Raw genomic sequence first — 13,285 nt, 5'->3', positions numbered from 1 at the left:
AGCCTTAAGACTAGAGCCGGTAGTCCACTACCAGCGGGGCATGGTCGGAGAAGCGTGTGTCCCAGGTCGCGGCCCGGTCAACTACGGCTGACACTGCGGCAGCAGCGAGATCGGGCGTGGCCATGTGGTAATCGATGCGCCAGCCGGTGTCGTTGTCGAAGGCCTGGCCACGTTGCGACCACCATGTGTAGGGGCCGTCGACGTTACCCGCCAGGCCCCTGTGAACATCCTTCCAGCCGATTTCTTCGCCGAAGAAGCGGTCAAAATAGGCCCTTTCCTCCGGCAGGAAGCCGGCACGTTTGACGTTGCCCTTCCAGTTCCTGATGTCCAGCTCCGTGTGGCCGACGTTGAGGTCGCCCACCACCAGGGCGTGGTCACTGTGTTTGGCCAGTTCGGGCAGCCGGGTGGTCATGACGTCGAGGAAGCGGAACTTGTCATCCTGCTTGGGAGTGCCGGCCTCGCCCGAGTGCACGTAGGCGCTGACGACGGTCAGCTGTGAGGCCTGCCCGGCCGCATCCCGCACGGTGTAGTCCGCTTCGACCCAGCGCCCGGTGGTGGCGAAGAAGTCATCGCCGATCCCGACCCGGGTGGCAAGGGGCTCTTCGCGCGAGGCGATGGCAACGCCGGCCCGGCCCTTGGCCTCGGCTTCGGCGTGGAGGATGTACCAGCCCTCGCCGAGCAGTTCCTCGACGATCGCATCGGGCGCGCGGACCTCCTGGAGGCACAGAATGTCCACCTCGCGCGGTTCAAGCCACTCCGCCATGCCCTTCTTGTAGGCGGCACGCAGGCCGTTGACGTTGACTGACGCGATGCGAAGGTGGTCCTTCTTCAATGCCGAGCTCACCCGATCCACTCTAGTCGATGATGGTTCCGCTAACGGGTGCGTCGTCGCCGCCCGGGGATTTGATCATGTCCCGCGCGTTGGTGGCGGTGATCTCGATGGTCTCCAGGGCACGGTTGATCGTGTCGCGGTCCGCGGCGTCGCCCTTCGCGCGCTCCTGTTCGATGACGCGGACCTGGACCTGGACGATCTTGAAGGAGTGGTCGAGCTTCATGTCGCGGACGCCGTCCGATGCGCGACTTTCGCTGACCACGCGGGTGCCGCCGTGGTCAGCGCTGCCCGCCGCCGGCGGCCGCCCGGCCGCGGCGTTGAAGGCGTTCTGGGCCTCGTTCAGCCTGGCCCCGGCCTTCTTGGCGGCCTTCTGGATGCTGAACACCACGAAGGAGGCCAGCGCCAGCCAGAAGCCGGCGATGATCGCCACGATCCATCCCACGACGTCGTTCTGGTTGGCCGCGAAGATCACGGCCACCACGAACGCGATGATGAAGACCAGCAGCCCCGGCCCGCTGATGCGGAGCATGGAGAACCGGCCTTTGGCCGTGGTGTCGTTGGACGTGGACGCGGAGCTACCCAGAGATTGCATGAGCCCATTATCGCAAACGGGGCCGGCCGGCCGCTGCGCTTCCACCCCGGGCGAACGCCGCACCAGACTGCCTAGGTCAGGACGGGTACTTTTAGGTCAGGACCAGCTTTTAGGTCAGGACGAGGCAGAACGGGTGGCCGCTGGGATCCGTGTAGACCCGGAAGGTCTTGCCGCCGCCCGTCTGGCGCGTGGCCCCGAGCCGGAGGACTTCCGCCTCGCCGGCGTCGAGGTCACCGACTATCACGTCCACGTGCATCTGCTGGGGATGCTCGGGGTCCGGCCACTGCGGCCGGACCAGCCGGTCCACACGCTGGAAGGCGACGGCGGGACGGTCGGCGGCGTCGCCGATCGAAATAAACTCCTCTTCCTCCTGCACCCGGATCATGCCCAGGAGCTCCTGGTAGAAGTCGGCGAGCTTGTCCGGGTCCTCGCAGTCGATCACGAGTGCCTGCCATTTTCCGATCATGGGGTCTCCTTATCCGGGGAACGTGCGGGCCGTGGCCCGCGTTTCATGGCCTGGTTTTATGGCCTCATTTGAGGAACAGCTTGCGCAGGCGGCTCGTGGTGAGCAGGACGCCGAGGGCAATCATGACGAGGTAGTAGCCGATGTGCACCGCGGTGGCCGGGGTGAACACCCCCACGCTGATCTGGCGCAGCAGTTCCACGCCGTGCCAGAGAGGCATGGCCTGGATGAGCCACTGGATGGACTGCGGGTAGACGCTGAGCGGGTAGAACGTGGCGCTGAAGAGGAACATCGGCAGCATCACGAAGTTGATCCAGTCCATCTGCTGGAAGGTCTTCATGAAGCTCGTGATCCCCATGCCGAAGCTCGCGAAGCCGAAGGCGATCAGCACCGAGGCCGGGATCATCAGGACGGCCCATGCAGTGGTGATGAGGCCCATCACGCCCATCACTGCGGTGAAACCGGTGGCGTACATGGCCCCGCGCAGCAGGGCCAGGAAGATTTCGCCCATGGCGACATCCAGCGGCCCCAGCGAGGTGTAGAGCATGCCCTGGTAGAGCTTGGCGAAGTTCATCTTGAAGAAGACGTTCCAGGTGGAGTCATAGACGGCGCCGTTCATGGCGGACACTGCCAGCAGGGCCGGCGCGATGTACGCGGCGTAGCTGATCTCCTGCCCACCCGGGCCCTGGACGGAACCGACAATGGCGCCCAGACCCACGCCCATCGAAATCAGGTACAGCACAGGTTCGAAGAACCCGGAGACCATGACCATCCAGTTGCTGCTCTTGGTGGCCATGAGCCCGCGGGCGACGACGGCGCGGACGTTGCGGGAGTAGATGGGCCCGAAGTGCCGGCGGCGTGCGGCTTCCGTGACGCTGCTCTCCCCTGCGTTGAAACTTCCGGTCAGGACGCTCATGAGGCCATCCTTTTGGCGAACTGGTGTTTGGTCAGGACCCAGCCGGCAGCCGCCAGGCCCAGCAGGAAGACAAGGTGGACGACGGTGAGCCACGGCTCTTCCTCGTACCCGTAGCTGACCACGCGGCCAAGTTCCGTTCCGTGCCAGATCGGTGAGATCCAGCCGATCCAGCGGACGCCGAGCGGGAGCGTGTCCAGCGGGAAGAACGTGCCGGAGAACAGGAACAGCGGCATGACAATGAACCGCATGACCATGGCGAACTGGCCCCGGTCTTCCTTGATGGTGGCCGCGTAGGCCATGAGCGGCAGGCCGAAGGACAGGCCGGCGAGCGTGGCGATGAGGATCGAAACCCAGCCCCAGGCGCCGGGTGAGGCGCCGAACAGCGCGACGACGGCGAAGTAGATGGCCGACTGCAGCAGGAAGCGGACGGTGACGGCGATGACCTGGCCGCCGGCGATCTGTTCCGGCGTCAGCGGCGAGGCGTGGGGGCCGTAGTAGACGCGCCGCCATTTGAAGCCGTCCATCACCGGGAACGTGAACTCGTTGGCCGCCGTCATGACGGCGGCCGAGATCAGCAGGGCCGGCGCGATGAACGTCAGGTAGCTGACCCCGCCGAAGACGGCGGCGCCGTTGGTCTCGACCAGCGTGGCCAGGCCAACGCCCATCGCGAACAGGTAGGCCACCGGCTGGCCCACGCCGTACATGACGATGGTCCAGCCGTAGCCCTTCATGACGCGGAGGACCTGCTCGGCGTAGAAGAAGGCGCCCCAGCGGCGGGCGCGGGCGGCCGAGACTTCCGGGGAGTGCGCGCGCAGGGCCGGCGCCGCCGCCGTCGTACCCGCCTGTATTGCCCTAGTCAACTCTGCTTTCTTAGTCAACTCTGCTTTCTTAGTCAACTAGGCTCCTGCCGGTCAGGCGCAGGAAGACGTCTTCGAGCGAGGAGCGGCGGACCAGCGACGTGACGGGACGCAGGCCCCGGGCGGAGACCTGCTCCAGGGCGGCCTCGCCGTCGTGGGCGTAGATGAGCACCCGGTCCGGCAGGGTCTCGAGGCGTTCGCCGATGCCTTCGAGCTCCGCGCCGACGCTCGCATTGCGCTCCGAGCCGAAGCGCAGTTCAAGGACCTCCCGGGTGGAATATTCCCGGATCAGGCTGGCCGGGGATCCTTCGGCCATGATCTTGCCCTTGTCCACCACGATCAGGCGGTCGCACAGCTGCTCGGCCTCGTCCATGTAGTGCGTCGTGAGGATCAGGGTGACGCCCTGTTCCTTGAGCCGGAACAGGCGGTCCCAGAGGATGTGCCGCGCCTGCGGGTCCAGGCCGGTCGTCGGCTCGTCCAGCAGCAGGATCCGGGGCTCGTTGATCAGGGAGCGGGCGATCGTCAGGCGGCGCTTCATGCCGCCGGACAGGGCGTCCACCTTGGACTTGGCCTTGTCGGTGAGCTGGGCGAATTCGAGCAGCTCGTCGGCCTTGGGTTTGAGGTAGCTCATGGGCAGGCCGAAATAGCGGCCGTACACCAGCAGGTTGTCCCGGACTTTCAGTTCCTCGTCCAGGTTGTCCTGCTGCGGCACTACGCCCAGGTGCGCGCGGACTTCCGGCCCGTGCTGTTCGGGGTCCAGGCCCATGATGCTCAGGCTGCCGGAAGTGCGCTGCGAGACCCCGCCGATCATCTTCATCGTGGTGGACTTGCCGGCACCGTTGGGGCCCAGCAGGCCGAAGGCTTCCCCGGCGGGGACGCGGAAGGAGATGCCGTCGACGGCGGTGACGTCACCGTAGCGTTTGGTGAGGTTCTCGGCGGTGATGACGTACTGCGGAGCGGCGCCAGAGGGGCTGCTCACGCGTGATTCTTTAGAGGCAAGTTCGGACACCCGCACTACGGTAGTGGATCCCCGCAAACTATGAAAGAGTCTTTTCGTAAAAACTCCTGACGTATCCGTTCCGTTATGCCCGCCGGCGGTGAAACGTGCGCAATCCTGCGGTGGTTGGGCCTGCCGGAGCCCGGCCCAACCACCGCAGCCTCAGGCGAGCCCGGAGTGGCTTTCCTGTGCCAAGTGGCGTTCCGCGGTCTCCACCACGTTGGCGAGCAGCATGGCGCGGGTCATAGGGCCCACTCCCCCGGGGTTCGGCGAGAGCCATGCGGCGACGTCGGCCGCAGCGGGGTCCACGTCGCCGGTGACCACGGCCTTGCCGTTGCCGTCGTCGACCCGGCTGACGCCGACGTCGAGCACGATCGCGCCGGGCTTGAGGTCCCCGGCCTTGATCATGTGCGGTTGCCCGGCGGCGGCGATCACGACGTCGGCCTGCCGCAGTTCCGCCGGCAGGTCCACCGTTCCGGTGTGGGCCAGGATGACCGTGGCATTGACGTCCTTGCGGGTCAGCAGCAGACCCACCGGGCGGCCGATGGTGACGCCGCGGCCCACCACGAGGACGCGCTTGCCGTTCAGGTCGATCCCGTGCCGGGTCAGCAGCTCCACGCAGCCCTTGGGCGTGCAGGGCAGCGGGGATTTCATGGGTCCGCTGACGTTGGCCACGAGCCGGCCCAGGTTCATCGGGTGCAGGCCGTCGGCGTCCTTCTCGGGATCCATGGCCTCCAGGATGACGTCCTGGTCGATGTGCTTGGGCAGCGGCAGCTGGACGATGTAGCCGGTGCATTCCGGGTTCTCGTTGAGCTCGCGGACCACGGCCAGGAGTTCGTCCTGCGTCGTCTCTTCCGGCAGGTCGCGGCGGATGGACGTGATGCCCACCTCGGCGCAGTCCTTGTGCTTTCCGCCGACATACCAGGTACTGCCGGGGTCGGAGCCCACCAGGATGGTGCCCAGTCCGGGAGTGATGCCCTTGGCCTTGAGTGCGGCCACGCGCCCGCTCAGCTCGGCCTTGATGGCGGCGGCGGTAGCCGTGCCGTCAAGGATCTGCGCTGTTCTTGCAGTCTTAGTAGAAGTCATGGACTACCACTGCTCGTGCTGCGGGTACAGCGGGAAGTCGGCGGCGAGCTTGTCCACGCGGGCCTGCAGGGACTCGATCTCCGTGGCAGCGCCGGACTTCAGCGCGGTGGCGATGATGTCGGCGACCTCGGTGAACTCCTCGGCGCCGAAGCCGCGGGTGGCCAGGGCCGGGGTGCCGATGCGCAGGCCGGAGGTGACCATCGGCGGGCGGGGATCGAACGGCACGGCGTTGCGGTTGACGGTGATGCCCACCGAGTGCAGGAGGTCCTCGGCCTGCTGGCCGTCCAGCTGGGAGTTGCGCAGGTCCACCAGGACCAGGTGCACGTCGGTGCCGCCGGTCAGGACCGAGACGCCGGCGTCGGCGACGTCGGCCTGGCCGAGGCGCTCGGCGATGATCTTGGCGCCTTCGAGCACGCGTTCCTGGCGCTCCTTGAATTCCTCCGTGCCGGCGATCTTGAAGGCCACGGCCTTCGCGGCGATCACGTGCATGAGCGGGCCGCCCTGCTGGCCGGGGAACACCGCGGAATTAAGCTTCTTGGCCCATTCCTGCTTGGCCAGGATCACACCGGAGCGCGGGCCGGACAGCGTCTTGTGCACCGTGGAGGTCACGACGTCGGAGTACGGGACCGGGCTCGGGTGCAGTCCGGCGGCGACGAGGCCGGCGAAGTGCGCCATGTCGGTCCAGAGCAGGGCACCGACCTCGTCGGCGATCGAGCGGAAGGCAGCGAAATCGAGGTGCCGCGGGTAGGCGGACCAGCCGGCGATGATCACCTGGGGCTTTTCGGCGATGGCCTGTTCGCGCAGCTTGTCCATGTCGATCCGGAAGTTGTCTTCCTCGACCTGGTAGGCGGCCACGTTGTAGAGCTTGCCGGAGAAGTTCAGCTTCATGCCGTGGGTGAGGTGCCCGCCGTGGGCCAGGGAGAGGCCCAGGATCTTGTCGCCCGGGGTGATCATGGCGGCGAGCGCTGCGGCGTTGGCCTGCGCGCCCGAGTGCGGCTGCACGTTGGCGTATTCGGCGCCAAAGAGTTCCTTGACGCGGTCGATCGCGAGCTGCTCGGCGACGTCGACGTACTCACAGCCGCCGTAGTAGCGGCGTCCCGGGTAGCCCTCGGCGTACTTGTTGGTCAGGACGGAGCCCTGCGCTTCCATCACGGCGCGCGGGGCGAAGTTCTCGGAGGCGATCATTTCCAGGGTGCCGCGCTGGCGGCCAAGTTCCTGGGCAAGTACGGCGGCGATTTCCGGGTCGAGTTCGGCCAGCGGCTGGTTGCTCACGGCGGCTGAGGTGGCGGTGGTAGTAGTCACGAGGAACTCCTGGTAGGCAACGGGTACGGCTATTGGTCAGGCTACCGGCTGGCCCGTTGCGCCGCCCTATGATTACGGGCCCCTTGACAGCGGACCGCGGCAGCGGCGGTTAGCACCCCGTGCGGGCGCCAGCAACGGTACGGCAGCGGTGATGCTGCCGACCGGTAAGACATGACCCTCGGCCCAGGCGTACGATCCGTGGTCTTCGTGAGTGCCGCTCCCTGATGGTTAGCCATCCAACGCCAGTTGCGACGGGTTAACACTACCAAAACCCTTTCAAAACTGCCCTTGAAGCGAAGGTAGGCTGGTCTTCGTGACTGACGAGAACCTGACTGCCTCCTACATCCTGACCCTGTCGTGCCCTGACCGGCCAGGCATCGTGCATGCCGTCGCCGGAGCCCTGCTGGTGGCGGGCTGCAATATTACCGACTCCCAGCAGTACGGCAGCCAGGGCACGGGCACCTTCTTCATGCGGGTGGAGGCGACGACGGCGGCTGCCCAGGCGGAGCTGCAGGCGGCACTTGAGCCCGTGGCGCAGGCCTTCGGGATGCAGTGGAGCCTCAACCCCGCCGGCCGGAAGGTCCGCACCCTGCTGATGGCCAGCACGTCGGCCCACTGCCTGAATGACCTGTTGTTCCTGCAGCGCTCCGGCACCCTGCCGATCGAGATTCCGGCCATCGTGTCCAACCACCGCGACCTTGAGGGTTTGGCGGAGTTCTACGGCATCCCGTTCCACCACATCCCCGTCACCGCGGACACCAAGGTCCAGGCCGAGGACGCCCTCCGGCTCCTGATGAAGGAGCACGACGTCGAACTCACCGTCCTCGCCCGGTATATGCAGATCATCTCTGACGAGCTCTGCACCGAGCTCACGGGCAAGGCCATCAACATCCACCACTCGTTCCTGCCCTCCTTCAAGGGGGCCAGGCCCTACCACCAGGCGCATGCCCGCGGAGTGAAGCTCATCGGCGCCACGGCACACTACGTCACGGCCGCCCTGGACGAGGGACCGATCATCGAGCAGGAAGTGATCCGGGTGGACCACCGGCGCACCGCGGAACAGTTCGTCCAGATGGGCCGCGACGTGGAGGGCCGCACCCTCGCCCAGGCCGTGCAGTGGCATGCCGAGCACCGCGTCCTGCTCGACGGCAACCGGACGGTTGTCTTTAACTGAAACCGGTTCTTCACTAGAGCTATGGAACCCACCCGCAGGGACCGGCTCGAATCGTTCGTGGCGCTGTTGAAGAACGAGGGCCGGCACGCAGTGCTGGGGCTGGATTGCGGCCCGGGCACCGACGGGCTGCACTTTGTGCAGTCCGGCATCCATTTCACCGGCGTAGACCGGTCCGAGGAGAACATCCACATCGCCCGGGCTCACGGGCTCGAGGCCACCGTGGCGGGCCCGGCATCGCTGCCGTTCGCCGATGCCGCGTTTTCCTCGGTGTGGGCGGTGGACGCTTTGGCGGGCCTGGCCCCGGAGGAGTGGGACGACGTCGTCCGCGAACTTGGCCGGGTGGCGGAACCCGGCGCGCCAATCGCCGTCGTGCTGCCCGTCCCGGACCCGCGCCGCGAGGGCGGCAGCCGCGGTGAGGGCTTCACGGTCCTCCGCTCCCCCGCCTGAAAAACACCCGTTGCGCTATCACTTGTGGTGGTTCTCAGCGCCCCGTAAGGACCACATCTGATAGCGCAACGGCCTCGTCTGGGCTCAGGGACGCTGGACGCTGCGCATGTAGCCGCCCAGGAAGCCGCCAACAACCAGCAGGATGGCGCCCACCCGGGCCAGAGCGACGCCGAGACGGTGCCGCTCCCGGCGCCGGGCATGCCAGGACGCCAGGAAGATCAGCGTCGCGACGAGATTGGCGCCGGCATGGACGACGCCGATGCGGCGCGTGGTGTGGTCGGCCCGCGCCCACTCCGCCCAGCCGCTGAGCCCCGCCGGGGCCGCGGCGACGACGCCGAGGCCCACCAGCCGCCGGGCCGCCAGACGCGAGCCATCGTCCGGGAAGAGGTCCAGGAACATCGCCATGAACCATGCACCCAAGGGCACGCGGGTGAGGATGACGTGCGGCGGGATGCCGGTGGCATCACCGTGAAAGAAGCTCCGGAGCCGGGCGTCGGCGATAAGCCGGGAAGCCAGCGGCTCCGCGGTCCGGACGGCCGGGTCAAGAGTTTCGGCCTCCCCCAAGCGTTTCATCAGCTGCAGGAACATTTCGGCCACCTCCAGTAGGGCGTGGGAATGGCCCCGATCCTACTCAGCGCCGCCCCGCCCGCAAGAGGCTCATGTCCTAGGCTGGTGGCATGGCTCCCCTCTACGCATTCGCCGGCACCGCTCCGGCCGTCCATGACTCCGCCTTCATCGCCCCCACGGCGTCCGTGATCGGCAACGCCGCCCTGGCCGAGAACTCGAGCGCCTTCTACGGCGTCTGTGTCCGCGCCGACACCGCCGCCATCACCGTGGGCGCCGGCAGCAATCTGCAGGACAACGTGGTGCTGCACGCCGACCCCGGCTTCCCCTGCACCGTCGGCGCTCGGGTCAGCGTCGGCCACAGCGCCGTGGTCCACGGCTGCACCGTCGAGGACGACTGCCTGATCGGCATGAGCGCCACCATCCTCAACGGGGCGGTGATCGGCGCCGGCTCCCTCATCGCCGCCGGTGCCGTGGTGCTGGAGGGCACTGTCATCCCGCCCCGCTCGCTCGTAGCCGGAGTTCCGGCCAAAGTCCGGCGCGAGCTCAGCGACGAGGAGTTCGCGGGCGTCCAGCACAACGCCGCCCACTACCAGGAACTGGCACGCGCGCACCGCGAACTGCACGGCGCCTGAGATAGCGGACTGAGCGGTCCAATCTGACCGACCCGGCCGCTCAGCCCCCCGGTCGCGGTGCTCAGTCCAGCGCGATCGGGCCCAGCTCGGACAGCAGCTCGCCCGGTCCGGGGTTCCCCGTCGGGGTCCGGCCGCCGAGGTGGTTGACCACACCCCAGACCGCGTTCAGGCCGGTGGTGACGGCGCCCTCGGCCCAGCCGGCGGTGAACGAAACGTCGTCGCCGGCGAGGAAGATCCCGCGCTGTTCGTCGGGCAGCGCGTCCTGCTTGAAGTGGGTGAACAGCCGCTGCTGGTAGCGGTAGTGCCCCGGCAGGTTGGCTTTGAAGGCGCCCATGAAGTTGGGGTCGGCCTCCCACGAGACGGTGATCGGCTGGCCCACGATGTGGCTGGCGATGTCGACGCCGGGGTAGATCTGCTCCAGCGAGTGCAGCATGAGCTCCGCCCGCTCGTCCGCGTCGAGCGAGAGCCACTTCAGCGCGTCGTCGTTCCACGTGTAAGACAGCAGGATTACGGCGGGCTTGTCCGGGCCGTTGTCCAGCAGGTACGTGGCTCGGTTCAGCCGGTCGGTCAGCGTCATGGACAGGACCTCGCGGCCCGTTGCAGGGTCGATGTCCTTCCAGAACGGCCGGTCCACCATGACGAAAGTCTTGGAGGACTGCATGTAGTGCGAGCGTTCGATCGCCGTCCACAGCTCGGCGGGGAACAGGGTTTCGTCGGTGTGGATCCGTGTCGACAGCAGCCAGGACTGGCATGTGGTCACCACCGCCGGGTAGGCGGATTCGCGTCCCCAGCGTTCGCGGATCCGGAAGTCTCCGCTGCCGTCGCGGGCGATGCGCTCCACGGCGCCCCGCGGCGCACCCGCGTGCAGGGATGCCAGGGACGTGCCGTCAGGCCAGTGGGCCATGCCCGACGGCGTGTGCTCCCACAGCGCCTCGGGGAGCCGCTGCGCGCCGCCGGCGATGAGCCGGTGCTGGTCATCGGCGTCGGTGTAGACGACCCGGAGGATTTCGAGGATGGAGTTGGGGAAGTCGGTGTCCCAGCCGCCGGTGCCGAAGCCAACCTGTCCGAACGCCTCGCGGTGGGCGAAGCCGGCCTCCTTGAAGGAGTCGCTGCCGGCGATGAAGCCATAGAACGTCTGCTCGTCCAGCTCCGGGAGCAGCGCGTTCCACAGTTCCTTGATCCGGGCGGTGTCCCGGGCCCGGATGGCCTCCTGCATCTCGGCGAACCGGGCGCCATCGTTCACGGCCGCCTTCCACGCGTCCGCCACCTCGAGGAAGAACGGGGGCAGGTCCGCCGCGGTCTCGGCGTAGTGCTTCTCGCCCGCGAGCTCGATCACCGTGCTGGAGGTGGCCGGTGCCAGCGGGTTGGGGAACTCCTGGGTCTCGAGTCCGAGCAGGTCCACATAGTGATGGAAGGCCTTTCCGGAGACCGGGAAACGCATGCCGCCGAGGTCCGCCACGATGCCCGGCGCGGACGGGAAGCTGGCGGTCCTCAGCCGGCCACCGATCCTGTCGGCCTCGTAGACCACCGGCCGCAGGCCCAGCTTCATGAGTTCATAGGCGGTCACCAGCCCCGACAGGCCGGCACCGACGACGGCGACCTCCGTCCCGTAGAGTTCGGGCGGCAGCGACCCCAGGCCGTCGGGGTGGGCGAGGTAGTGGTCGTAGCTGAACGGGAAATCCGGATTCAGCATGGTGATGGGCGCCTCGACCGGACGGTGGCCGGCCAGGCTGTCTGCCGGGGTGAAAGCCGGTTCGGGGGCCGGCAGTTCGGTGGCGGTGGTCATGAGATTTCTGCCTTCAGTTCCTGGGTTGTGGTGGTGGTGGCGGGTTGGCGGCTTGATAGTTCACGGTATTCCTCGTGGCTCAGGGCGGCCACCCTTGAGTTCTTCCGGCCATAGCCGAAGTAGGCGGCCAGGCCCACGAGCATCCAGACACCGAAGACCACCCAGGTCCCGGCGCCGAGGTTGGCCATGAGGTAGGCGCACATGAGGGCGCCCAGAATCGGCGTCAGCGGAAAGAGCGGGACGCGGAAGCTGCGCGTGAGCTCCGGCCGGGTCCGCCGCAGGTAGATGACTGCCACGTTGACCAGGGCGAACGCGAACAGGGTGCCGATGCTGGTGGCGTCCGCGAGGGCACCCAGCGGCACCAGGCCGGCAGTCAGTGCGACGGCGGTGCCCACAATCAGGGTTCCGGCAACCGGTGTGCCCGTCCGGGCCGAGACCCGGCCGAAGACCCTGGGGACCAGGCCGTCCCGCGACATCGAGAGCAGGATCCGGGTCTGCCCGTAGAGGACGGTCAGCACGATGCTGGCGATGGCAAGCACGGCGCCGACGGCGAACACCACGCCAACCCACGGCTGGCCGGTGATTTCCTCGAGGATCTTCACGAGGGCGGCTTCGGTGCCGTCGAACCAGCCCCAGGGGCGGGCGCCGATGGCGGCGACGGCGACGAGCACGTAGATGCTGGTGACGATCAGCATGGAGAGCAGGATGGCCCGCGGGAGATCGCGCTTGGGGTTGCGGGCTTCCTCGCCAGCCGTGGAGGCGGCGTCGAAGCCGATGTAGGAGAAGAAGACCCTGGAGGCCGCGGCCGAGACGCCGGCGGCGCCCATCGGCATGAGGGGTTCGAAGTGTCCGCCGTTGAAGGCGGTGAAGGCCACGGCGCAGAAGAACAGCAGTATGCCGACCTTGACCAGGACGATCGCCGTGTTGATCCAGGCGCTCTCCTTGGCACCGCGGATCAACAGCATCATGGCCAGGACCACAATGACGATCGCGGGCACATTCAACACCCCGCCGGCTCCCGGCGGCTGCGACATGGCGTCCGGGAGCGCCAGACCGAAGACCGCCAGGGCCTCGTTGACGTACTGGCCCGCGCCGACCGCGACGGCGGCCACGGAGACGGCGTATTCCAGGACCAGGCACCAGCCGCAGATCCAGGCCATGCCCTCGCCCATGGTGGCGTAGGTGTAGGAGTAGCTGGAACCGGCGGCGGGAACCAGGCCGGCCATCTCCGCATAGGACACGGCGGAGAGCAGGGCTGCGAGTCCGGCAATGGCAAAGGAGATCCAGATGGCCGGGCCGGCGAGCGGCACCGATTCGCCCAGGATCACCAGGATGCCGGTGCCAAGCGTGGCGCCGACGCTGATCATGGTCAGCTGCAGCACGCCGAAGCTGCGGACCAGCTGCGTGCCGCCGTGCCCGGTTTCGGCCTCGCTGACCAGCTGCCCGATCGGCTTGCGGCGCAGGAGCTGGGTGGCGAGCCCGGGACGGCCGGCGGCGGCCGGCGGGCGTTCCCCGATCAGAGTTGGCACAGTCATCGTTGACGTCCTTATCTTCAGTAGTGGTCGGTTTCCCCTGACCACCCTAGGCATGTGAGCCACCTCTCATGGTTGTGCAAAATGACCTGTATTCTTCAG

The 13,285-nt window shown here is 67.5% G+C and carries 14 protein-coding genes; 3 read left to right on the top strand and 11 right to left on the bottom strand.

The genetic code is table 11. The features are described from left to right. Nucleotides 1–10: 10 nt before the first annotated feature. The 8 genes from MRBLAR12_RS16535 to glyA form a co-directional block, all read right to left on the bottom strand. Nucleotides 11–844, bottom strand: a complete 834-nt coding sequence (locus tag MRBLAR12_RS16535) for an exodeoxyribonuclease III (RefSeq protein ID WP_229992912.1) — start codon at nucleotides 842–844, stop codon at nucleotides 11–13. Between the two features lie 10 nt (nucleotides 845–854). After that, entirely contained in the window at nucleotides 855–1,424 is a 570-nt protein-coding gene (locus tag MRBLAR12_RS16530) for a hypothetical protein (RefSeq protein WP_229992913.1), read from the bottom strand. A gap of 109 nt (nucleotides 1,425–1,533) precedes the next feature. Beyond that, a complete protein-coding gene (locus tag MRBLAR12_RS16525; protein WP_229992914.1) occupies nucleotides 1,534–1,890 on the bottom strand; it encodes a VOC family protein in 357 nt (118 codons plus the stop codon). A 64-nt stretch (nucleotides 1,891–1,954) separates the two neighbouring features. Next, complete coding sequence (locus tag MRBLAR12_RS16520; protein ID WP_229992915.1) at nucleotides 1,955–2,803, bottom strand: ABC transporter permease; 849 nt, start codon at nucleotides 2,801–2,803, stop codon at nucleotides 1,955–1,957. Further along, nucleotides 2,800–3,663: an ABC transporter permease gene (locus MRBLAR12_RS16515; protein ID WP_229992916.1), complete on the bottom strand. Its 864-nt coding sequence runs from the start codon at nucleotides 3,661–3,663 to the stop codon at nucleotides 2,800–2,802. Before MRBLAR12_RS16515 ends, MRBLAR12_RS16520 begins: the two co-directional genes overlap by 4 nt. Nucleotides 3,664–3,691: 28 nt before the next feature. Next, complete coding sequence (locus tag MRBLAR12_RS16510; protein WP_229992917.1) at nucleotides 3,692–4,639, bottom strand: ABC transporter ATP-binding protein; 948 nt, start codon at nucleotides 4,637–4,639, stop codon at nucleotides 3,692–3,694. 180 nt (nucleotides 4,640–4,819) lie between these two features. Beyond that, nucleotides 4,820–5,743 (bottom strand): bifunctional methylenetetrahydrofolate dehydrogenase/methenyltetrahydrofolate cyclohydrolase, encoded by a 924-nt coding sequence (locus tag MRBLAR12_RS16505; protein ID WP_229992918.1) that lies wholly within the window; start codon nucleotides 5,741–5,743, stop codon nucleotides 4,820–4,822. Nucleotides 5,744–5,746: 3 nt separating this feature from the next. Continuing rightward, entirely contained in the window at nucleotides 5,747–7,045 is a 1,299-nt protein-coding gene (gene glyA / locus MRBLAR12_RS16500; protein ID WP_290369333.1) for a serine hydroxymethyltransferase, read from the bottom strand. A 313-nt stretch (nucleotides 7,046–7,358) separates the two neighbouring features. On the opposite strand from glyA, the gene purU reads away from it, so the two are divergent. Together purU and MRBLAR12_RS16490 are read left to right on the top strand one after the other, a co-directional pair. Further along, entirely contained in the window at nucleotides 7,359–8,219 is an 861-nt protein-coding gene (gene purU, locus MRBLAR12_RS16495) for a formyltetrahydrofolate deformylase (RefSeq protein ID WP_364747198.1), read from the top strand. 21 nt (nucleotides 8,220–8,240) lie between these two features. Then, nucleotides 8,241–8,666 (top strand): class I SAM-dependent methyltransferase, encoded by a 426-nt coding sequence (locus MRBLAR12_RS16490; RefSeq protein ID WP_229992920.1) that lies wholly within the window; start codon nucleotides 8,241–8,243, stop codon nucleotides 8,664–8,666. An 84-nt stretch (nucleotides 8,667–8,750) separates the two neighbouring features. On the opposite strand, the gene MRBLAR12_RS16485 is transcribed toward MRBLAR12_RS16490, so the two are convergent. After that, nucleotides 8,751–9,254, bottom strand: a complete 504-nt coding sequence (locus tag MRBLAR12_RS16485; protein WP_229992921.1) for a hypothetical protein — start codon at nucleotides 9,252–9,254, stop codon at nucleotides 8,751–8,753. A gap of 89 nt (nucleotides 9,255–9,343) precedes the next feature. On the opposite strand from MRBLAR12_RS16485, the gene MRBLAR12_RS16480 reads away from it, so the two are divergent. After that, complete coding sequence (locus MRBLAR12_RS16480; protein WP_229992922.1) at nucleotides 9,344–9,865, top strand: gamma carbonic anhydrase family protein; 522 nt, start codon at nucleotides 9,344–9,346, stop codon at nucleotides 9,863–9,865. A gap of 61 nt (nucleotides 9,866–9,926) precedes the next feature. Here MRBLAR12_RS16480 and MRBLAR12_RS16475 read toward each other — a convergent pair whose 3' ends face one another. Both MRBLAR12_RS16475 and MRBLAR12_RS16470 read right to left on the bottom strand, forming a co-directional pair. Then, complete coding sequence (locus MRBLAR12_RS16475; protein ID WP_364747196.1) at nucleotides 9,927–11,651, bottom strand: flavin monoamine oxidase family protein; 1,725 nt, start codon at nucleotides 11,649–11,651, stop codon at nucleotides 9,927–9,929. Beyond that, nucleotides 11,648–13,186, bottom strand: coding sequence for an amino acid permease (locus MRBLAR12_RS16470; RefSeq protein WP_229992924.1), 1,539 nt, complete (start codon nucleotides 13,184–13,186; stop codon nucleotides 11,648–11,650). The genes MRBLAR12_RS16475 and MRBLAR12_RS16470 overlap by 4 nt, the downstream gene beginning before the upstream one ends. Between the last annotated feature and the right edge of the window lie 99 nt (nucleotides 13,187–13,285).

Origin of the sequence: Arthrobacter sp. LAR12-1-1.1 (assembly GCF_040676555.1) — a bacterium.
Lineage (GTDB): Bacteria > Actinomycetota > Actinomycetes > Actinomycetales > Micrococcaceae > Arthrobacter.
The sequence above is the reverse complement of the archived record's forward strand: the minus strand, read 5'-3'. Positions and strand labels throughout refer to the sequence as shown.